At 31.3% G+C, this 20,980-nt stretch carries 14 protein-coding genes; 12 read left to right on the top strand and 2 right to left on the bottom strand.

Going from position 1 to position 20,980, the window contains the following annotated elements; translation table 11 throughout:
- From ACIQ16_RS09575 to ACIQ16_RS09525, 11 genes are all read left to right on the top strand, one after another.
- The coding region (locus tag ACIQ16_RS09575) for a Calx-beta domain-containing protein (protein WP_396150977.1) at positions 1-3,308 on the top strand (3,308 nt) is incomplete at its 5' end.
- Positions 3,309-3,664: 356 nt separating this feature from the next.
- Positions 3,665-3,883: a helix-turn-helix domain-containing protein gene (locus ACIQ16_RS09570; RefSeq protein ID WP_396150975.1), complete on the top strand. Its 219-nt coding sequence runs from the start codon at positions 3,665-3,667 to the stop codon at positions 3,881-3,883.
- Positions 3,884-4,318: 435 nt separating this feature from the next.
- Positions 4,319-4,957 (top strand): DUF6266 family protein, encoded by a 639-nt coding sequence (locus ACIQ16_RS09565; RefSeq protein WP_396150973.1) that lies wholly within the window; start codon positions 4,319-4,321, stop codon positions 4,955-4,957.
- Positions 4,958-5,155: 198 nt separating this feature from the next.
- On the top strand, positions 5,156-6,610 hold the full coding sequence (locus ACIQ16_RS09560) for an N-6 DNA methylase (protein WP_396150971.1): 1,455 nt from the start codon (positions 5,156-5,158) through the stop codon (positions 6,608-6,610).
- Positions 6,607-7,770, top strand: coding sequence for a restriction endonuclease subunit S (locus ACIQ16_RS09555; RefSeq protein WP_396150969.1), 1,164 nt, complete (start codon positions 6,607-6,609; stop codon positions 7,768-7,770). The genes ACIQ16_RS09560 and ACIQ16_RS09555 overlap by 4 nt, the downstream gene beginning before the upstream one ends.
- Entirely contained in the window at positions 7,767-10,139 is a 2,373-nt protein-coding gene (gene hsdR / locus ACIQ16_RS09550; RefSeq protein WP_396150967.1) for an EcoAI/FtnUII family type I restriction enzme subunit R, read from the top strand. Before ACIQ16_RS09555 ends, hsdR begins: the two co-directional genes overlap by 4 nt.
- 29 nt (positions 10,140-10,168) lie before the next feature.
- A complete protein-coding gene (locus ACIQ16_RS09545; protein ID WP_396150965.1) occupies positions 10,169-12,526 on the top strand; it encodes an McrB family protein in 2,358 nt (785 codons plus the stop codon).
- Positions 12,527-12,529: 3 nt separating this feature from the next.
- On the top strand, positions 12,530-13,759 hold the full coding sequence (locus ACIQ16_RS09540; protein WP_396150963.1) for an McrC family protein: 1,230 nt from the start codon (positions 12,530-12,532) through the stop codon (positions 13,757-13,759).
- 91 nt (positions 13,760-13,850) lie between these two features.
- Positions 13,851-14,678 carry a hypothetical protein gene (locus ACIQ16_RS09535; protein ID WP_396150961.1) on the top strand — a complete coding sequence of 276 codons (828 nt, stop codon included), beginning with the start codon at positions 13,851-13,853 and terminating at the stop codon, positions 14,676-14,678.
- A 39-nt stretch (positions 14,679-14,717) separates the two neighbouring features.
- Positions 14,718-15,653, top strand: coding sequence for a hypothetical protein (locus ACIQ16_RS09530; protein ID WP_396150959.1), 936 nt, complete (start codon positions 14,718-14,720; stop codon positions 15,651-15,653).
- A 287-nt stretch (positions 15,654-15,940) separates the two neighbouring features.
- On the top strand, positions 15,941-16,180 hold the full coding sequence (locus ACIQ16_RS09525; RefSeq protein ID WP_396150957.1) for a hypothetical protein: 240 nt from the start codon (positions 15,941-15,943) through the stop codon (positions 16,178-16,180).
- A 54-nt stretch (positions 16,181-16,234) separates the two neighbouring features.
- On the opposite strand, the gene ACIQ16_RS09520 is transcribed toward ACIQ16_RS09525, so the two are convergent.
- Positions 16,235-17,188, bottom strand: a complete 954-nt coding sequence (locus tag ACIQ16_RS09520; protein ID WP_396150955.1) for a hypothetical protein — start codon at positions 17,186-17,188, stop codon at positions 16,235-16,237.
- A 374-nt stretch (positions 17,189-17,562) separates the two neighbouring features.
- Between ACIQ16_RS09520 and ACIQ16_RS09515 the strand changes: the two genes are divergently transcribed.
- On the top strand, positions 17,563-20,184 hold the full coding sequence (locus ACIQ16_RS09515; protein WP_396150953.1) for a C10 family peptidase: 2,622 nt from the start codon (positions 17,563-17,565) through the stop codon (positions 20,182-20,184).
- Between the two features lie 329 nt (positions 20,185-20,513).
- Here the strand turns inward: ACIQ16_RS09515 and ACIQ16_RS09510 are convergent, their stop codons facing one another.
- The gene (locus tag ACIQ16_RS09510; RefSeq protein ID WP_396150951.1) at positions 20,514-20,819 is read right to left on the bottom strand and encodes a hypothetical protein; all 306 of its coding nucleotides are present in this window, start codon (positions 20,817-20,819) and stop codon (positions 20,514-20,516) included.
- Positions 20,820-20,980: the final 161 nt, after the last annotated feature.

Genomic DNA, 20,980 nt, shown 5'->3' with positions numbered 1-20,980 from the left:
ATCCAAATTTAACAATCACACCCAATTATATAAGTATAATTGAAGGAAATACTGCAAATTTAACATTTACATTGTCTGCTGCAAATAATGCAAACACGGTAATAAACTTAGTAACAACCGATGGAACAGCAACAGTTTCTGATTATGCTGCTACAACTTCTACAATTACAATTCCTGCAGGTCAAACCACTTACTCTTTTTCAATTGCAACTACAAATGATGCAATACCTGAACCAAATGAAACTTTCTCTTTAAATGCAACAGTTACTTCTGGTAATACTTCGAATGTTTCCTCCGCTGTTAGTTTTTATATTACAGATAATGATACCATTCCTTCATTACTAAATTATACTTCTACTATAACTGAAGGATTGACTCAAACAATTTACTTTTATTTGAGTAATCCTTATAATTCTGATATTACAATAAATTTTATATCAATAATTGGAACTGCAGGTACAGCTGATTTTACTTCAATTTCTACTACGAAAACTATTTTAGCAGGCAGTACAAGTACATCAATACCTGTAGCTACTACAAATGATAATTTAGCGGAATCAAATGAAACCTTTACAATTAGTGCTACTTCACCCTCTATTTCAAATTCGCCCTCTTCTAAGACCATTACGATTATAGATAATGATACCATTCCAACTGCCACTGTAGGTGGAAATACTTCAGTTATGGAAGGGAATATTATAAATTTGTCTATTAACTTGAGTAATCCATATAATGCTCCAATAACTCTTGCATTGACTACTACAAATGGTACAGCTGGATCCACTGATTATACTTCAATAACAAACAATTTAGTCATTAATGCTGGACTTCGTTTTGCTAGTTTTAGTATTAATACGAATAACGATACTTTAGACGAACCTAACGAAACGTTTACAATTTCTGCAACTTCTTCATTAATTTCAACTTCTCCTGTTTCCCAATTAATTACTATAATAGATGATGATGGATTGCCAGAAATTACAATAAATAATACTACTGTTTTGGAAGGAAATACTTCCGTATTTAATGTTGCCGTTAATCCTCCAAGCCCAGTTGCTACAACTATTCAAATGGCAACCGGAACCGGAACTGCAACTGGTTCAGACTTCACTTCTACATCCATGTTGGTAACTATTCCTGCAGGAACTAGTATAGCCGAATTTACTGTGCCAACTTTTTTAGATACACTTCAAGAGGCTACAGAAACCTTTACAGTAAATGGAATAGTTACTTCTGGAAACACCTTTAATTCTACTTTTACTGGGACTGGAACTATTTTAGATAATTATAATTTGAGAGCCAATATAGACAACATAACTGTAGCCGCTGGATTAGGTACATCTTATCAAGTACTTACCAATGATACTTTTCAAGGACTTGCGGTAAATGCAAATACTGTAACCATTAGTCTCAGCTCTAATAACCTTGGCATAACTTTAAATTCTTCAGGAATACTTACTATTCCACAAAATATTGCTATGGGATATTATAACTTAACCTATACAATTTGTGAAATTGCAAATCCAAATAACTGTAGTACTGCCGAAATAACGGTTCAAATTACTACACCTCTTTTATTTAGTGGTATTGGAACTTACTTTGATTCAAATGGAGATGGTTTTACAAATGTTGGCGACGTAATAAATTACCAATTGACCTATACTAATTTAGGAAATGCTCCGATTTCAAATATCATTTCAAATATTGATGGTATTACACTACTAGGAACCCCTGTAACTTCTTTAAACTCCAGTAGTGCAATTACAGTTACTGCTACTCATGTAATTACACAACAAGATATTAATACTGGAGGGTTTGGTTTTTTTGCTAATTTTACGGGGATATATAATGGAGTAGAAATCTATACTTATTGTATACCCCAAAGTGGTAATACTCAAAACGAATATTGTGTTTACACTACATTAAGCGTTTCAAATGGGATAAAACTTAATGCTTTTATTGATGCTAATGGAAATGGAACTCAAGATACTGGAGAGCAAAATTTTATATTAGGAAATTATAATTATCAAATCAACAATAATGGGATTGTTCATAATATATCTTCTTGGGATAGTTTCTATTTATACGAATCTAACCCCGCAACAACCTATAATTTAACGTATACGGTTTTAAGTCAATATGCACCGTATTATGTCTGTACTGCTGCATATCCAACTGTAACAGTGGCAGCAGGGTCGGGGATTACAACGTATAATTTTCCAATTACGGCAATTCCTTACAATGATGTTGCTGTATATTTATATAGATATTTACCTCCCCGTCCAGGATTTTCATATTATAATTATATTGCCTATAGAAATAATGGCACACAAACAATTTCCTCAGGAACTGTTACTTTTACAAAGCCATCCGAAGTATCAATTAGTGGAATTAATCAAACGGGAACGGTTGCCAATGCTACCGGTTTTTCTTATAATTTCACCAATTTATTACCAAACGAATACCGTTACTTTTGGGTAAAAATGGAAGTTCCAACAATTCCAACAGTTGCTTTAGGGCAACAACTTACAAGTGCTGCACAAGTGACTTTTGCAGGAACAGACGCTTTTCCTTTAAACAATTCTGCAACATTAATTCAAACTATTGTTGGGTCTTATGATCCCAATGATAAAACTGAAGCACATGGTGGTAAAATTCTACATTCATCCTTTACATCAAATGATTATTTGACCTATACCATTAACTTTGAAAATACGGGTACTGCAAATGCAATAAATGTAAAAGTTGTAGATGTTTTAGACCCTAAATTAGATGAAACTACAGTAAAAATGATTGATGCAAGTGCGCCTTTTTCTTTAGACAGAATTGGAAATACATTAACTTGGAAATTTAACGGTATTGATTTACCACCATCTTCATCAAGTTCAGAAACAATTGGACATGGTCATATAACGTTTCAGGTAAAACCTAAACCAGGTTATTTAGTTGGTGATGTTATTCCAAACTTTGCAAATATTTATTTTGATTTCAATCCGGCAATTATCACAAATACCAATACAACACAATTTGTTCAGACTTTAGGGCTTGACGAATTTGAAAATATTGATTTTATGTTTTCACCAAATCCAGCCTCTGAAAGCGTATTCATTGAATTAAAAAATGAAACGGATCATATCAAACAAGTTAATATTATTGATATAACAGGTAGAGTAATTCAAACAACTTTGTTTTCTTCATCATTGAATTTTGAAAATATAAATGTCAATACATTGAATACTGGAACCTACTTTTTAGAAGTAACATCTGATTCAAATAAGCGCGTAATTAAAAAAATTATAAAAAAATAAATTCTTGAAAAAATTGCTGAAACAATTTTAACTTAAAACAAAAAACCTGAAACGAACGTTTCGGGTTTTTTTATTTCTATACTTTCCTTATTACTAAAATAATATATTCTTTCTGCGGTGATACATTACTAACAAAATCAAATCCTATTATAAAAAGTAGTGCACATTAAAATTTGTATAATTATTTGATTTACAAACAATTGTATTTTACTTACGCGATACTTGCAAGTTGCTTTTTTTGATAATGTGTTAATAACTTGCCTTGTAACATATAAATAATTTACCGAAATTTGTAATCAATAAAACAAACCCAAATTATGAATTAAATAATTTATTAATTTAACCTAAAAAAGCTAATGAGTAAAAAGAAAGAAGAAGATTATGCAAATGAAGATTATTCTACGAAAATTGAGTTCATAGAATCTTGGAAAGTATTACTAATTTTAAAAATTTCAGATAGTACTTTATATAGATACCGAAAGACCAAACAAATCCCTTTTAAGAAAATAGGCGGAAAATACTTGTATCCGAAGAGTTTTTTTATAGATCTATCACAAGATACATCAGCGGCTTAAAAAGCTATTCTTTTTAAAAAAAAAGCTATCCAAATGGGTAGCTTTTTTTTATCTTACTTATTCCAGTTTCTCTTAGTTTTGTTTTTCGGTTTTATTTTAGTTTTCTTCGGTAGTTGTTCGGTAAAAGTGCCTTTTTACCGAAGGATTACCTGGTTTTACCGAACGAATACCGAACGAATACCGAACAAAACCCTATTTTACTCCTGTGTAACAACCCGTCAATACCTGTCAATATCCGTCAATATCCGTCATTGGTAATCAATAGAAATCATTAAAGCTTATTTCATTTCAAATGCTGTTAAAGTGTTGTAAAACAATTAGTTAGAAAATCGTTTTTGTAATTTGTATTGCTTTTATGACTTATATTTGTACCGTTGAATTAGTGATCACTCCAACAAAAAATGTATTTTTTTAACAATTTAAATTTTTTAAAGTATGGCTTCATACAACAAAGGCATCTTAGGTGCATTTTCTGGAAAAGTAGGTCCAGTAGTGGGCGCTTCATGGCGCGGTAAAGAGGTAATGCGTAGTTTACCTAAAAAAAGTAATCGTGTGGCTACGGCTACTCAGTTGCTACAACGACAAAAGTTTGGTATGGTACAAACCTTTTTGTCAGGCATTAGCCCGGTAGTGAAACGCTATTATGGCAGTAATTCGGGACTTAAAACCCGAAGCAATAATGCCATGTCGTATTTAATGCGTGAGGCATTGGTGTTTACCGATCCTGATTTTGAATGGGATTATTCAAAGGTGTTAATTAGCCGTGGCGATTTAACAGGTATTGAAGAAGCATCTGTTGATGTAACTCCAGGTGAAATTAACGTCATGTGGGCGGACAACAGCGAACAAGGCGAAGCACGAGCCGACGACCAATTGGTACTTCTGGTGTATGACCCAGAAAGCAAAGCGGTAGTGTACAGTTTAGCCGCTGGCGAACGTGCCGATGAAGCCACTTCATTAGCCATGCCCAGTCATTTAGAAGACGCGGAAGTGCAGGTGTGGGCAACATTTGTTTCTGCCGATGAAAAGCGGTTTGCCACCAGTTTGTATTTAGGCAACGTAACGGTGATTTAAAAGGCAATTATCTTAGTACTATACTTTATTTAGTGTTCAATAGAAGTGTAGTGTAAAACTCCCTGCCGTATGGTAGGGAGTTTTTTTGTAGAATTATAACTACAATGGGGTTTTTAGATGTTTTTTGTGTTGGATATTGGGATTTTTTTTAGTAGGTTTGGGGATTGACAAAACAATAGAAACAATTATACCCTCACAATGTTTGAACAAACTTTCAAGAATATAGATGACATCTTACACAAAGATGCTGGATGCGGTAGCGAATTAGATTACGTAGAACAAACCTCTTGGGTATTGTTCTTAAAGTACTTAGATGATTTAGAAAATGACAAAGCAACCGCTGCTGAATTAACTGGAAAACAATACAAGCCACTTATTGATACCGACTACCAATGGAATGTTTGGGCAGCTCCGAAAGGAGCAGATGGTAAGATAGACCACAACGCTGCCTTAACTGGCGATGACCTTGCCGATTTTGTAAACATTCAACTATTTCCTTACCTCAAAAAATTTAAGGCAGATGCCGTTAGTGCAGATACTATTGAATATAAAGTGGGCGAGATATTTAGCGAACTAAAGAACCGCATACAAAGTGGCTACAACCTTCGTGAAGTAATTAACCGTATTGATGAACTTCGTTTCCGTACCCACGCTGAAAAGCACGAAATGAGTCATTTGTATGAATCTAAAATACAGAATATGGGTAATGCTGGACGAAATGGTGGCGAGTACTACACCCCAAGACCCCTAATTACAACTATTGTTAAAGTGGTTGCTCCAGAAATTGGTAATACAATTTACGATGGTGCTGTGGGTAGTGCTGGTTTCTTATGTGAAGCTTTTACCTATTTGCAAAACAGCAAAAAACTGACTACTACTGATGTAGAAATTTTACAGAAAAGAACCTTTTACGGAAAAGAGAAAAAGTCATTGGCTTACATTATTGGTACAATGAATATGATTTTTCACGGTATTGAAGCACCAAACATTGTACACGCCAATACCCTTGCCGAGAATTTAGCCGACATACAAGAAAAAGACCGCTTTGATATTATATTGGCTAACCCTCCGTTTGGTGGTAAAGAACGTGCCGAAGTGCAACAAAACTTCCCAATTAAAACGGGTGAAACCGCTTCTTTATTTTTACAGCACTTTATTAAAATATTAAAAGCTGGTGGTAAGGCTGCTGTAGTAATTAAAAACACATTTTTAAGTAATACCGATAATGCTTCTGTGGCATTACGTAAAGAATTGTTGGAAAGTTGTGACTTACATACTGTATTAGATTTGCCTGGTGGAACTTTTACTGGTGCTGGTGTAAAAACAGTGGTGTTGTTTTTTGAAAAAGGAAGTGCTACTAAAAACGTATGGTTTTACCAATTGAAATTGGATAGAAACTTAGGAAAGACCAATGCATTAAACGAAAAAGATTTAGCAGATTTTATTGAATTAGAAAAGACAAAAGCTGATAGCGAAAACTCTTGGAGCATTGCTGTAAAAGATATTGACCAAACAACCTTTGACTTAAGTGCTAAAAACCCAAATAAAAAAGAAGAAGCGGCTTTACGCCAACCAAAGGAAATTTTGGAGCAAATGAAAACATTAGATAATGAAAGTGCTGATATTTTAAACTCAATTTTGGAACTGATATGAAACAAGGTTGGGAATTAAAAAAGTTAGGGGAAGTTGTTGAAGTGCTTGATAACTTGCGAAAACCGATTACAAAAAAAGACCGTATTGAAGGAGAATACCCTTATTATGGTGCAACTGGTATTTTAAGTTTTGTACATAATTATATTTTCTCTGAAAAATTAGTTTTGATAGGTGAAGATGGTGCAAAATGGTTATCTGGCGACAAAACTTCATTTATTGCTAATGGTAAATATTGGGTAAATAATCACGCCCACGTCATTAGACCTAAAAGAAATATCATACTTGATGAATGGATAGTTTACTTTTTGAATTTTAGTGACTTAACCCCTTTTATTACTGGAATGACTGTGCCAAAGTTGAATCAAGAAAAAATGAGAAGTATAGAACTTCCACTTCCACCACTTCCAGAGCAACAACGCATCGTAGCCATATTAGATGATGCCTTTGCCGCTATAGCAAAAGCAAAAGCCAATGCCGAACAAAACCTTAAAAATGCTAAGGAGCTTTTTGAGAGTTATTTGCAAGGGGTGTTTGAGAATAAAGGTAAGGATTGGGAAGTGAAAACATTAGGTGAAGTTTTAATTAAGACTGAAACTATTGACCCTACAAAGAAACCAAAAGAAGAATTTATTTACTTAGACGTTTCAAGTGTAAATAAAGAAACAAAAGAAATTGAAAACGCAACGGTTTTACTTGGTAAAGATGCTCCAAGCCGAGCAAGAAAATTAGTAAGAACAAATGATGTAATTTTTGCAACTGTTAGACCAACACATAGCAGAGTTGCTTTAATAACGGAAGAATACGATGAACAAGTTTGTAGCACTGGTTATTTTGTTTTAAGGGCAAAAGAATTTCTTAGTAACAACTTAGTTTACTATTTCCTATTGACTTATAGTTTTAATAAACAAATGGAAAAACTTCAAAAAGGTGCAAGTTATCCAGCAGTAACTGATAGTGAAGTAAAAGGAATTTATATTCCATTTCCAAAATCATTAAACGAACAAAAAGGTATTGTTCAAAAATTAGATGCCTTATCGTTAGAAATAAAAAAATTAGAAGCGATTTATCAGCAAAAAATAAATGATTTAGAAGAACTTAAAAAATCAGTTTTACAAAAGGCGTTTAGTGGGGAGTTGAAAACAGAAAAAGTATTAGTATGAACGAATCAGAAACAAGAGCAGAACTAATAGACCCAAAGCTAAAGGCAAGTGGCTGGGGAGTTGTAGAAGGTTCAAAAATCCTTCGTGAATACAATATTACTGCTGGTAAAATACAAACTGGTGGTGGTAGGTCTAAGAAAATTATTGCTGATTATGTATTGGTTTACAAAGGCATTAAATTGGCTGTTGTAGAAGCTAAAAGCAGTGATTTAGTCGTTGGAGAAGGTGTGGCACAAGCTAAACAATATGCCGAGAAATTAACCTTAGAAACTACCTATGCTACCAACGGAAAAGAGATTTACACCATCTGTATGAAAACTGGTGCAGAAGGTTTGGTTGACAAATACCTTTCGCCAGAGGAATTATGGAATAAAACCTTTGCTGTTCAAAATGAATGGAGAGAAAAATTTGCTACTGTACCCTTTGAAGATAAAAGTGGTAGTTGGCAATTGCGATACTACCAAGAAATTGCTGTAAAAAACACTTTAGAAGCATTAGCAAACAATAAAGAACGAATATTACTTACCCTTGCTACTGGAACTGGAAAAACGGCTATTGCCTTTCAAATTGCGTGGAAATTGTTTCAAACACGTTGGAACTTAAAACGAGATGGAAGTCGCAGACCAAGAATATTATTTTTAGCTGATAGAAACATATTAGCAGACCAAGCATTTAACTCGTTTTCTGCATTTCCAGAAGATGCCTTAGTGCGAATTAAACCAAGCGAAATAAAGAAAAAAGGAAACGTTCCTACTAATGGTAGTATTTTCTTTACCATCTTCCAGTCCTTTATGAGTGGCACTGATAAAGATGGCAACCCAGCACCTTATTTTGGTTCTTATCCACCAGACTATTTCGATTTCATAATTATTGATGAGTGTCATCGTGGAGGAGCAAATGACGAGGGCAATTGGAGAGCTATTTTAAATTATTTTGCACCAGCAGTTCAGTTGGGTTTAACAGCAACACCTAAACGACAAGACAATGTTGATACCTACAAATACTTTGGCGAACCAGTTTACATATATTCGCTTAAAGAAGGTATAAATGATGGATTTCTTACTCCATTTAAGGTAAAGCGTATCAAGACCACTTTGGATGATTACACCTATACCAGCGATGACCAAATAGTCGAAGGAGAAATAGTTGAAGGCAGAACCTATACTGAAAGTGATTTTAACCGTATTATTGAAATAAAGGAAAGAGAGGCAAAACGAGTTCAAATATACATGAACGAAGCCAATCAAAAAGAAAAAGCCATTATTTTTTGTGCTACACAAGACCACGCTTCGGCAGTACGTGATTTAGTAAATCAATATAAAACAAGTACCAATCCAAATTATTGTGTTCGAGTTACCGCAAATGACGGTGAAATAGGAGAACAGTTTTTAAGAGAGTTTCAAGATAACGAAAAAACAATCCCTACAATATTAACCACTTCGCAAAAACTATCTACTGGAGTAGATGCAAGAAACATTCGCAATATTGTTTTGATGCGTCCAGTAAACTCAATGATAGAATTTAAGCAAATAGTTGGTCGTGGTACTCGTATGTTTGATGGTAAAGAGTTTTTTACCATTTATGATTATGTAGATGCCTACCATCATTTTGCAGACCCAGAATGGGATGGAGAACCATTAGACCCAGAACCAGACTCTGAACCAAAACAGCATAAACCTCCTTGTAAAGTTTGCAATAAAAGACCTTGTGAATGTGAAAAACCAGAAAAAGAACCTTGCGATATTTGTGGAGAATTATTTTGTAATTGTAACAAACAAAAGAAAGTTAAAATAAAATTGCGTGATGGTAAAGAACGAGAAATACAATCAATGATTTCAACTTCCTTTTGGGGTGCAGATGGAAAACCAATTTCAGCAGAACAGTTTTTGAATAATCTTTTTGGTGAATTACCAAATCTTTTCAAAAGTGAAGCAGAATTAAGAACGCTTTGGAGCAATCCAATGACCAGAAAAGTGTTGTTAGAAAAATTAGATGAAGCTGGATTCCCTAAAAGTGATTTGTTGATAGTTCAATCATTAGTAAATATGGAAAACAGCGATTTGTTTGATGTGCTGGAATATGTTTTCAATGGCAACTACAATTCACTAACCAGAGAACAAAGAGTAGCAGCCTCACAAGCAACTATTTTCGCATTGTTGGACAACAAACAAAAAGAGTTCATAGAATTTGTATTAAGCAAATACGTTGAAACTGGAGTTGAAGAGCTTGACCAAGATAAATTACCAATCTTGCTAACAAACAAATATCAATCATTAGAAGATGCAAAAGAAGTTCTCGGAAACGTAGGTGATATAAGTAAGTTATTTATCGAGTTCCAGAAGTATTTGTATGAAGAGAGAGTGGCTTAGGAACATAATAACAATTTAGAGAAAATACTATGATTACTTATAAAGATTATGAAAAACAAGTTTATGATTGGTTATTATCAAAACATAAAATTGATAAAAATTTTACTTTTTCATTAAGGCAAAAAGGGTCTAAAGGAGCTGAGTTAGATTATTTTATAGGAACAGAAAAATCAAGTTATTTTGGATTAACTTTTTGGTCTATTCCAGTAGGATTTCCAGGCTCTGCAGCAGACTTGATTGATGTTTTTTTTCAACAGAAAGAAGATGGTTTTAAGTTCTTTTTTGAATTTGGTCAAACAATGAATCCAAGTGATGACCAAAATAAATCAGCATTAAATTTAATTCGGAATATAAAAGAATCAATTAGGGGCATAGGAGATTTTACTTATGAAACAACTCAAGATTTAAAAATGTTCAAGTATGCTCTTGGCTCACCTAAATCGGTTTATACAACTCTTGAATCTTTATTTGTAGATTTAGAAAAAACGTTAAATTCAATTATACCAATTGTAGAAAATGGAATTATTAATGAAAAGAATTTTAATAAGAATTTTATAGCTCAAAGAATCTCAATCGAGCAATTTAATGAAATTTATCAAAAATTAGAAAAAAGATTATTTAAATATAATCACTTTTCTGATTTCAATTCAAATACCAACTTAAAAACTCCTTTTAAATTTAAAAATTTTACAGAAGAATTTGAAAATTATTTATTAGAAAATCAAGAAGAATTTCATGGTTTAAAGGTCTCTACAAAAGGTAGAAATTATTTTTGGTTAGAAGATAAATATAATCAAATTGGAGATAAAATTGCGCATTATGAAATTATACTTAGAAATAAAAAATTAAAAGCAGAAATTCATTTTGAGGGAACTCAAAAACAAAAAGACACTTTTAAATTATCGATTGATAATTTACCAAATGATTTATTATGGTTCAAATGGAATTCTTCAAATAGTATTTCAAGTTTTGAAGGGAATAACATAGACGATAATGATTTAGTAAAAAATCTAGCAAATAAATTGTTATTGATTGAAAAAAACATTGGGAATCAAATTAGAAATGTAAAAAATGGATTAATAGATTCAAATGTAAAAAAGCCATTAATGAAGAATATTATTAACTCTCCACTAAACCAAATCTTATACGGACCTCCTGGAACTGGGAAAACGTATAATTCTATTAATAAAGCCATAGAAATAATTAATTCTACTTTTGATTTATCTCAAGATAGAAAAATTGTAAAAGATGAGTTTGACCGTTTAGTAGCTGATAATCAAATCTTATTTACAACTTTTCATCAAAGTATGAGCTATGAAGATTTTATTGAAGGAATAAAACCAGAAACCAAGGACAAAAACGTAATATATGATGTGGTTCCTGGATTATTTTTAGAAATTTGTACCACTGCCGAAAATAACTGGGAAGATGCCAAAGAAGGCAATAGTAAGAAACTTTCTTTTGAAGAAGCATTTTTGTTATTAAAAGAAGAATGGTTTGAAAATGAAGAAATTAAATTTCCTTTGAAAAGAGAAGGAAATGATTTTACCATTATTGGTTTTACAAAAAAGTCAATACAATTTAAAAAAGCTAGTGGAGGAACTGGACATACTCTTAGTATTGGTACGTTGAAGGATTATTATTATAAGAAAAAAGAGATTAAACCTACGGGTGTTGGAATATATTATCCGTCAATTCTTGATAAATTAAACAAATATCAACCAATAATAATTTCTGAAAAAGTAGTTAAAAATCATGTAATTATCATTGACGAAATAAATCGTGGTAATGTTTCTCAAATATTTGGAGAATTAATAACATTAATTGAAGACAGTAAACGATTAGGAAATGATGAAGCGCTGGAAGTGATTTTGCCATATAGTAAAGAAAAATTTGGAGTACCTCCTAATCTATATATTATAGGCACTATGAATACTGCCGATAGAAGTGTAGAAGCTTTAGATACGGCTTTAAGACGTCGTTTTAGTTTTGTGGAAATGATGCCAGATGAAAAAGTAATTGCTGATAAGAAATTCACAGATTATGATAGAGCTGCAATAATGAGTTTAATCAATCAGCGCATTGAAGTCTTATTGGATAGAAACTATACATTAGGGCATTCTTACTTTATTAAAGCAGACTTTAAAAATTCCTTTGAAAATGAAATTATCCCATTACTTCAAGAATATTTTTATAATGACTATGGAAAAATAGGTTTGGTTTTAGGTAAAGGATTCGTTAGAGAAAAAGCCATAACAGCTAAAAACGATAAATCAATTTTCGCGGACTTTGATACTAAAAACGAAGTAGATATTATCAAATCGTATGAATTGATTCCGTTTACTGAAATAGATTTTGATACAGCTATTCAAACCTTATTAGCATAGAAAATGCTGAAAGAAAACACCATACAAGTATTTGAACATTCCTTCTTACCGATAGAAGGTAAATTTGAGCAACGTCATTTTGTGGCCTTGTCCAAATTGAATGCGTTACACAATTACCAGTATTTTGATTTAAAGCATAATGGTATCGTTTTCAAACAGTTTGTAGGTGTTATTCAAGTGGATGGTTTAACTATTGAGATTTTACCAAAGATTGATAAAAATGAATCTGAATCTGCTGAAAACAAACAAAAATGGCAATCTGCTCTGATAGAAATGTTGCGCGTTACTCGTAAATTAAAAGTGCAAAAAGTAGGTGAGGCTAACGTCTCCAAACAATCGATTCACTTATTAGATATATACTTTGAATGGTTTTTAAGTGAAGTACAATTGTTACTTCATCAAGGGCTAATAAAACAATATTACAAAGAGACAGGCAATGTAAAAGCATTGAAAGGAAAATTAGAATTTGCAGGTCATTTATCTAAAAACTTAGTACATAAAGAACGTTTTTATACTACACATCAGGTGTATGATAAAGACCATTTAACTCACCAAATACTTGGTCAGGCATTATCAATTATTGAAACCTTTTCCAAAGGAACGTATTTGTACAGTAAATGCAAAACCACGCAATTAAACTTTCCAGAAGTTAAAACTATTAATGCTAATGAAGTTACTTTTTCTAGATTGCCTAAAAACAGAAAAACAGCTCCTTATGAAACGGCTTTAGCCATTGCTCGGTTAATCATCTTGAATTATGCGCCTAATATCAAAAGTGGTTCGGAACAAATGTTGGCTTTGTTGTTTGATATGAATAGTTTGTGGGAGGAATACATTTTGATTCGCCTAAAACAAGTTGCCGATGACAAAGGATTTAAAGTCTATGGTCAAAATTCAACAGGTTTTTGGAAAAACATATCCATTCGTCCTGATATAGTTTTGGAGAAAGGGGAAGGGGATACTAAAGAAACTTTTATCATTGATACTAAGTGGAAAAACATAGATAATTCAGCACCTTCAACAAATGATTTAAGACAAATGTATGTCTATAATGACTATTGGAGTAGTACTAAAGCTATGTTGTTGTATCCATCTAATTTGCCGTCCGTTCAAGATGTAGAATTTACTCCGTTTAAAAATCAGAAACACGCGTGTTCTTTAGGAAAAATCTCTGTTTTTAAAGATGCGGTTTTAAATGATACGATAGGAGATGAGGTTTTGGGGTGGTTTTAGATATGGTATAATTATTTATTACTAAATTTGAAATATTAATTTATAAAAATAAATAGAAAATTAAGATAGTAATAATTTAAATTATAATAAAATGAAAAGAGTAATTGTATTTATTTTGTTTGTTTCAAACACTTTAATATGTCAAAATATTAAATCAAATTTCCCAAATAATAAATTTGTAACAATTGAAGATATTAAGTTAGGGTTGTCTAAAATAGAATATACAAGTGAACTAAAGTCATTATCAATTAAAAACAAAAATTTTTCAACTAATTTATGTTTAAGCAATAATCTTATAGATGAAAATGATAAGGAGTTAAATTTAATCAACTCCTATTATACAGACGCATTTAATTTTGATGATTATAAAGTATTGTCAAATCAAATTGAACACCCTTCTCTAATACATACTGAGTCCATTGACAATAAACATATTTCATCAATAATTCTTCTTTTAGGGCATACTGGAAAAGCTGTTGGGTTACCAAAAAAAGATTCTCTGAGTAGTGGTGTGATGTATTTTAGACAAGATATAAATCAAGATTTGTTCTTCAATATAGTAGATTTATATATTCACAAATATGGTGAGCCAGAAATGGTTAAAGATTCAACTCAACCCATTAAATATTATAAGCTTTATATGAATAATATAACTAATGAAAAAGAAGATTCTTATTCAAATGTTATTTTGAAGTGGGATACAGAATTTTTTAAAATAGAAATCTTTCCTGGTTTCAATAATAATGCATTTTTCATACCAAATAAAACTTACAGTACATCTACTAACTGGGCTTTTAGTAATTTAGACCAAAAACCCCTTGAATACGATCAAAAACCATGTTTTTCATTTCCATATATAAAATATCAACTAAATGAAAAAGCTATAAAAATGCTAATTACTAATAAATTAAAAATATAATTTTTTAAAAAAGGTCATTTAAATAGAAAATGTAAAATTATGAAGTACTTTATTATTATCCTTTGTTCTATTTCCTTATTTGTTTCATGTAAATCATCTGATGATCAAATAGAAGACATGCTGTCAGAATATGTAAAAAACATAGTTAAAAATCCCAATTCTGTTGATATACATAAATTTCAGGTTTATGACAAAGTCTACAATTCTGAGTATCGCATGGATTTACCGGAAAAAAGTAAAAATAATGCAATAACAGGAAAAAGTGATTATGTAACTTTTTTATTTTCAGCTAAAAACTCAGATGGTATAGAGATTTTTAGAGAAGTATCTGTATATTTTGATAAAACAAAAAAAACTTTTAATAGTTCATTCCCAGAAAATATTGACATTGAAAATGGCAACCTTTCTGGAACTTGCAAGTATTATTTTGGAAACCTTTTAACAAATTGGCAAATTCAAAACTATTGTAACGATACTAATGTAACTATTATGAATGTTGACACACTTGGTGGCAGAAAAAAACACATTACTACAGTTCAAAACGGAACATATGAAGTTAATAAAATAATTCCAGGCAAATATTTCTTTAAGCTAATAAATTATAACATCAATCTTGAAAATGTTTATGGTAATTATGGAAATAAGAAGAACTATTTTATGCTTGGAGAAATAAAAAAAATAATGGATTTTTATCAAATATATGGCAGGGAGCCTTATGGATATTCGGATAAGAAATTATTTGATGTTACTATCAAAAAACTTGAAAGATATCAAGGAGAGGCAAATGAAACAGAATTTTTTGATAGAGATGTTATTGATATATGGAAGGACTTTAAAAAAAGCGTAAACCATAAATTTTTAGATGACTTTGATATTGAAGACGATTATAGATATTTGAATCAGTTTGATAATATTTTAATTGAACCAAGCATACCTACAAATCATAATATTTATATTAAGAACTACTTTTACTAAAATAGATTAAAAATATTTGGACGTCAAACATTAGTTCCGTTATAAGTGAATTACATTAGTAGAACTTTTCTTTTGTGAAGGTCATCTACATTTTGAGTAATAACCACAACTTCCCCCCGCTCGTGCGCAAAACGAAGTTCAGCGAAGCTAATCCTTTTGCGTTCGTTTAGTTAGTTAGATGCTGAAATGAGGTTTAATTTTTATATAACAATATAAAAAAGCATTTGAAAATCATTGTTTTTAAAGATGAGGTTTTGGGGTGGTTTTAGGGAAAATTAAGAGAAAAAATGAAAATTGGATTTAGAATTCCCTCAATAACAAAACGAATAGCTGCTCGTACTTCTATAAAACGCGTGGTGCGTCATAATTTAGGATTGAAAGCGCCAAGAGGTTTGGGCTGGGTAACCGATCCAAAAAAGGCGTTGTATAATAGGGTTTATTCTAGGACAACTAGAGGATGTGTAGTTAGCCTGTTGTTTTATGCGGGTGGTTTTTTATTGTTGGTTTTGGCTTTGATTTTTAGTTGAGTATGAATCATCTGTTAAAAGTTTCTGGATCTAGTCAATTTTTGTTTTAGTATTCTAGTCTTTTAATGCAAATAAAATCGATTCGCTCTTTAGGTACTTTTCCAATTCATCAAAAGTAAATTGTATGCTAATTTGTGTGTCTAAACTTTGAATTACATGTGGAAATTCAAAGTAATGTTCTTTATAAATTACTAGTTTTCCTTCTTTAATATAGAATGTATCAAATATAGATTCTGGAACTTCATTTACTGAAAATGCATTATTATATGTTTCGCTATCACCAAACGCATTAATCCATTCCTCTTCCGTAACGTCATTATAATCTTTTTTATGAACTGATAAAGCGCTTTGAATTCGTTCTCTTATTTTAGCTTTAAATTCATTCAAACGATTGGAATCAATTTCATTTATCAACGCGATTTCTTTTTTATTACTCAAATTAAATACGTGATAAATAGTTCCAGATGATAAATATGCGCTCATATATTCCCAGTAGTATGACACGCTTAGTATGTTTTTTTGAGCAAAGAGAATTTCTAATTTTGGAATTTTATTAGTTGTTTGATTTTTATATTCATTCATTTCATCAAGAAGTGATGAATTATCTAAAAGTACTAATTGATTGTTTTTTGGAATTATTGCAGTCCCTTTATATTTAGAATCTGTTTGAACTAAATTAACTTTTAATTGTTTTTTACTGTTAGGTTTATTCCAAAATCCTTTTAGCGCATTACCAGAATTAACTAAAGTGAATATTCCAGTTATGATGTTTTCTTTGCTTTTTTCTTCGATTATCCAGGTATTACCATTTGTTTTGCCCGATAAACTAATACTGCTTCCGTTTTTTTTATAAAAATACGAACCTGAAATCGTGTTATTCAAAACATCTAGATTGATGTCTACCCAAACAGGAATGTTTTCATTAATATATCCTTCAAAGGATTGGGCATTACAATTATTCCATTTTGCCATTAATATAACGACAAATAATATGGTTATTTTTTTCATGTTTTTGTATATTAATTATTGATAATTGTATAAATAGTAGCGCTCTTTATGAGGAATTATTTTTTAAAAAATGATTGGGTTATTTATTCAAAGATAAATATTTTCTCCTTTTTTTGTAACTTTTTTTCTTTTTTCGGGGTATAAACCAACTATCTGGGCTGCTCTTAATACCACGGTTATACGATTATCATTTTATGCCCAATTGTGTGTATGGTTACATTACGCATGTTTTACACATATGTAAAGTAAAAGGTAATTATTTGCGTAATGTTACAAGATTATTTATTAGATTTGTGAAGTTAAAAGGCTTTTAGTCAAAAACATAGCGGAACCGAAAAGCTCGTTTCTTTAGTAAAATAACTAAAAAAAATATAATGAAAACAAAACTACTATCATTACTTCTACTAATTGCGTGTTTTACCATGTTTGGAAAACCAGTAGATGAAAACAGAGCTAAAACCGTTGGACTTTATTTTTTGCAAAACAAAACCAATTCTCAACTATTAAAAAGTGCAACCAATTTGCAGCTAGCCTATAAAGTTACCGCAACAATAGGTGATGCTTTAGAAGCACGAACTATGTTTTATGTATTCAACGTGGATAACTTTGGATTTGTTATTGTATCAGGCGATGATACTGTAATCCCTATTTTGGGTTATTCAGACCAAGGAATATTTCATTCTGACAACATGCCACCAGCATTTCAAAAATGGCTGGAAGGCTATAAAAATGAAATAATATATGTGGTTAGTAATGATATTAAAGCCACAGAAGATATTAATAAACAATGGAGTTTGCAATTTACTAATAAAAACAGTAATACTACATTATCTACAAATGCTGTTGCTCCTCTGCTACAATTAATCCAATGGAATCAGTCACCTTACTATAATGCTTTATGCCCTGGCGGTTCTGTTACAGGATGTGTAGCTACAGCAATGGCTCAAATTATGAAGTTTTGGAATTATCCTGCTTCTGGAATTGGTTGGAATACTTATAGTACAGATCAATATGCTGATTTGACCGCTGTTTTTGGAAATACTACCTATCAATGGAGTTCAATGCCGAATCAATTAACTTCTACAAGTACAAATGCACAAAAAAATGCTATAGCTACATTAATGTACCATTGCGGCGTTAGTGTTCATATGCAATATTCACCATCCGGAAGTAATGCAGGAATAATTGAAAATACACAAAATACCCCTAGCGCAGAATACGCTTTAAAGAATTATTTTGGATACAATTCAAATATTCAAGACGTAAATAGAGAAAATTATTCTGGGAATGGCTGGTTTAATTTATTAAAAACAGAATTAGATGCTGGTAGACCAATTTTATATGGAGGCGTTGGAATTAATCCAAATGTTGCACCTCCTCAAAATCAAAATGGACATTGTTTTGTTGCGGATGGTTATGATATTAATAATAATTTACATTTTAATTGGGGTTGGGGAGGATCATGTGATGGTAATTACCCAATAGGTCAGCTAAATCCGAGTGCTTCTGGATCAGGTGGCCCTTCAAATAATAGTTTTAACGACATCAATATTGCTTTAATTGGTATTCAACCACCAATATCAGCACAAACTTACAACCTATCATTATACAATTTTATTACACCATCAGCAACAACTATTAATTATGGTCAAGCTTTTTCAGTTTCTACAAACATCGCAAACTTTGGTACTAATTCTTTTTCAGGTGATTACACATTAGGTGTTTTTGATAATAATGGTTATTTTATTGATTATGTAGAAACCAAAATAAATTATGCAACTTTGCCAAGCCAAACTGCTTACACAAATAATATTGTTTTTTCTACTACAGGAATGTTTACCCTATTGCCAGGAACTTACTCGTTAGGATTATATTATAGACCTACTGGTGGTGGTTGGAAAATAGTTCAAAATAATAGTAGCTATACTAATTTTCCTCAAATAACAGTTGTTAATTCTAATCCAATTTCTTTAAATTCAACCATGACTGTATCTCCGGGAACTACTTTGACACAAGGGCAAGGCGCTTCGGTAAACTTGAATATAGCAAATAATGGCTCTACAACTTTTACAGGTCAATACAATGTCGGTTTATATACTCTAAATGGAACTTTTATCCAAACTATTGGCATCTATAATGAATCAATTGGTTTGCAATCAGGATATACCTATTCATCGCCTTATCTAACATTTACAACAGCAGCTATTACAGCTAATCCTGGTACTTATTTGATAGCATTACAACATAAAAGTACAACTGGGAATTGGACTTTAACTGGTTCTACTTCTGCATTTATAAACCCAATTAGAGTGACTGTTGTACAAGCTCCTTATCAAGCAGATATTTATGAAGTTAATAATTTGTTAAATCAGTCTTATAGCTTGCCTTTATCATTTACTAGTAACACTGCAAGTGTAAAAACTATTGGTTCAAATTCCCATGTTGGTAATGATAATGATTACTATAAAATAATATTACCAAGTGGTTATGATTATACTATTTCACCAAGATTACAGGATAGCTATAGCAGTAATAATGGTAATACTTATTCTTTAGATGCATTATTTACTTATTCCACAGATGGTGTTAACTGGTCAAGTGTATTTGATGATGTTATTTCGGGAAACATAACGGTTAATAATGGAGGAACTATTTACTTTCATGTTGCTCCTTATTTTCAAGGAAATACTGGAACTTATTTACTTGACGTAAATTTGTCTAGAACTCCTAATTTAAGTTTAGATGATAATGAAATTAAAAAAGATTTAATATTATATCCAAATCCTACAGCTTCAAAAGTATTTTTTGATAATACAAAATCAAATTTCAATGATGTTGTTATCTTTAATTATTTAGGTCAAGAAGTAGGTAAGACAACATTTTCAGAAACTGTAAATAATCAAGAAATTGATTTAAGCAGTTTTGCATCGGGAGTTTATGTTTTGAGGTTTAGTAACCAGGAAAGTAGTCAATCGGTTAAAATCATTAGAGAATAATAAAAAAACAATCGATGGGTTATTTAGAGCAGTAAGGTCATTTTAAAATATATATTCTATATAGTATTATTAAGGTATTAGGGTATTTTATTTCTATATCCTTTTTTGAATGTCTTACAAAGGATAATCTGGTTTGTTTGAGTTTTTATTTTGGTGGTTTAGTTGATATGTTGTCTTATTATTCTTGGTTTTCTAAATTGTATGATTTGTAGGGTGAAGGGTGAAGGGTTTTGGGTATAGGGTGAAGGGGTTTTCCTTCGGCAAGCTCAGGATGTGGAATAACTAATTTTCAAATAGTTGGCTTTACTATGTAAAGTGGTTGATGTGTATTATCTAATTGTTGAAAATATTTTTTTGGGTTGTTTTATGAATGCTGTGCCGTTCCAATTGAATTGGTATATGACACTTTGTCCAGATAGTTGAAATCCAGAAGTGAGATAAACGAAAAGTGTATTTTGATTTTCTTCTAGGAAATAAATACTTCTAGAAAACGATTCGGTTTTTCTTGTATGATATTCTTTAATGATTGGTTTTTTTGGATTTCTTTTGTCAACTATAAATTCCCATTCAAAACATCCAATTTCTGTAATAGTTTCAATAGATTCTTCATAATATTGAAAAAGCCACGATGTCATGGCTTTAGTTAAAAAGTGGGGTAGTGCGGTTAGTCCTTTAAAAAAGCTTCAGATTTATCTGAAGCTTTTTGTTTTTAACAAGTTAAAAAGGAATTATTTTTTTATTTCTTGCTAAATCAAACTAACTAATTATTTTGTTACATTTTTAAAAACTTGATTGA

The sequence above is a fragment of the Flavobacterium sp. genome, from assembly GCF_044360715.1.
Taxonomy (GTDB): Bacteria; Bacteroidota; Bacteroidia; order Flavobacteriales; family Flavobacteriaceae; genus Flavobacterium.
Note: the sequence above shows the minus strand (reverse complement) of the source record. Positions and strands in the feature narration are given on the sequence as shown.

Bases quoted from the DNA above. Each gene is read 5' to 3' on its own strand.
- ACIQ16_RS09570 (WP_396150975.1), top strand. From the start codon at position 3,665: ATGAGTAAAAAGAAAGAAGAAGATTATGCAAATGAAGATTATTCTACG.
- ACIQ16_RS09565 (WP_396150973.1), top strand. From the start codon at position 4,319: ATGGCTTCATACAACAAAGGCATCTTAGGTGCATTTTCTGGAAAAGTA.
- ACIQ16_RS09560 (WP_396150971.1), top strand. From the start codon at position 5,156: ATGTTTGAACAAACTTTCAAGAATATAGATGACATCTTACACAAAGAT.
- ACIQ16_RS09555 (WP_396150969.1), top strand. From the start codon at position 6,607: ATGAAACAAGGTTGGGAATTAAAAAAGTTAGGGGAAGTTGTTGAAGTG.
- hsdR (WP_396150967.1), top strand. From the start codon at position 7,767: ATGAACGAATCAGAAACAAGAGCAGAACTAATAGACCCAAAGCTAAAG.
- ACIQ16_RS09545 (WP_396150965.1), top strand. From the start codon at position 10,169: ATGATTACTTATAAAGATTATGAAAAACAAGTTTATGATTGGTTATTA.
- ACIQ16_RS09540 (WP_396150963.1), top strand. From the start codon at position 12,530: ATGCTGAAAGAAAACACCATACAAGTATTTGAACATTCCTTCTTACCG.
- ACIQ16_RS09535 (WP_396150961.1), top strand. From the start codon at position 13,851: ATGAAAAGAGTAATTGTATTTATTTTGTTTGTTTCAAACACTTTAATA.
- ACIQ16_RS09530 (WP_396150959.1), top strand. From the start codon at position 14,718: ATGAAGTACTTTATTATTATCCTTTGTTCTATTTCCTTATTTGTTTCA.
- ACIQ16_RS09525 (WP_396150957.1), top strand. From the start codon at position 15,941: ATGAAAATTGGATTTAGAATTCCCTCAATAACAAAACGAATAGCTGCT.
- ACIQ16_RS09520 (WP_396150955.1), bottom strand. From the start codon at position 17,188: ATGAAAAAAATAACCATATTATTTGTCGTTATATTAATGGCAAAATGG.
- ACIQ16_RS09515 (WP_396150953.1), top strand. From the start codon at position 17,563: ATGAAAACAAAACTACTATCATTACTTCTACTAATTGCGTGTTTTACC.
- ACIQ16_RS09510 (WP_396150951.1), bottom strand. From the start codon at position 20,819: ATGACATCGTGGCTTTTTCAATATTATGAAGAATCTATTGAAACTATT.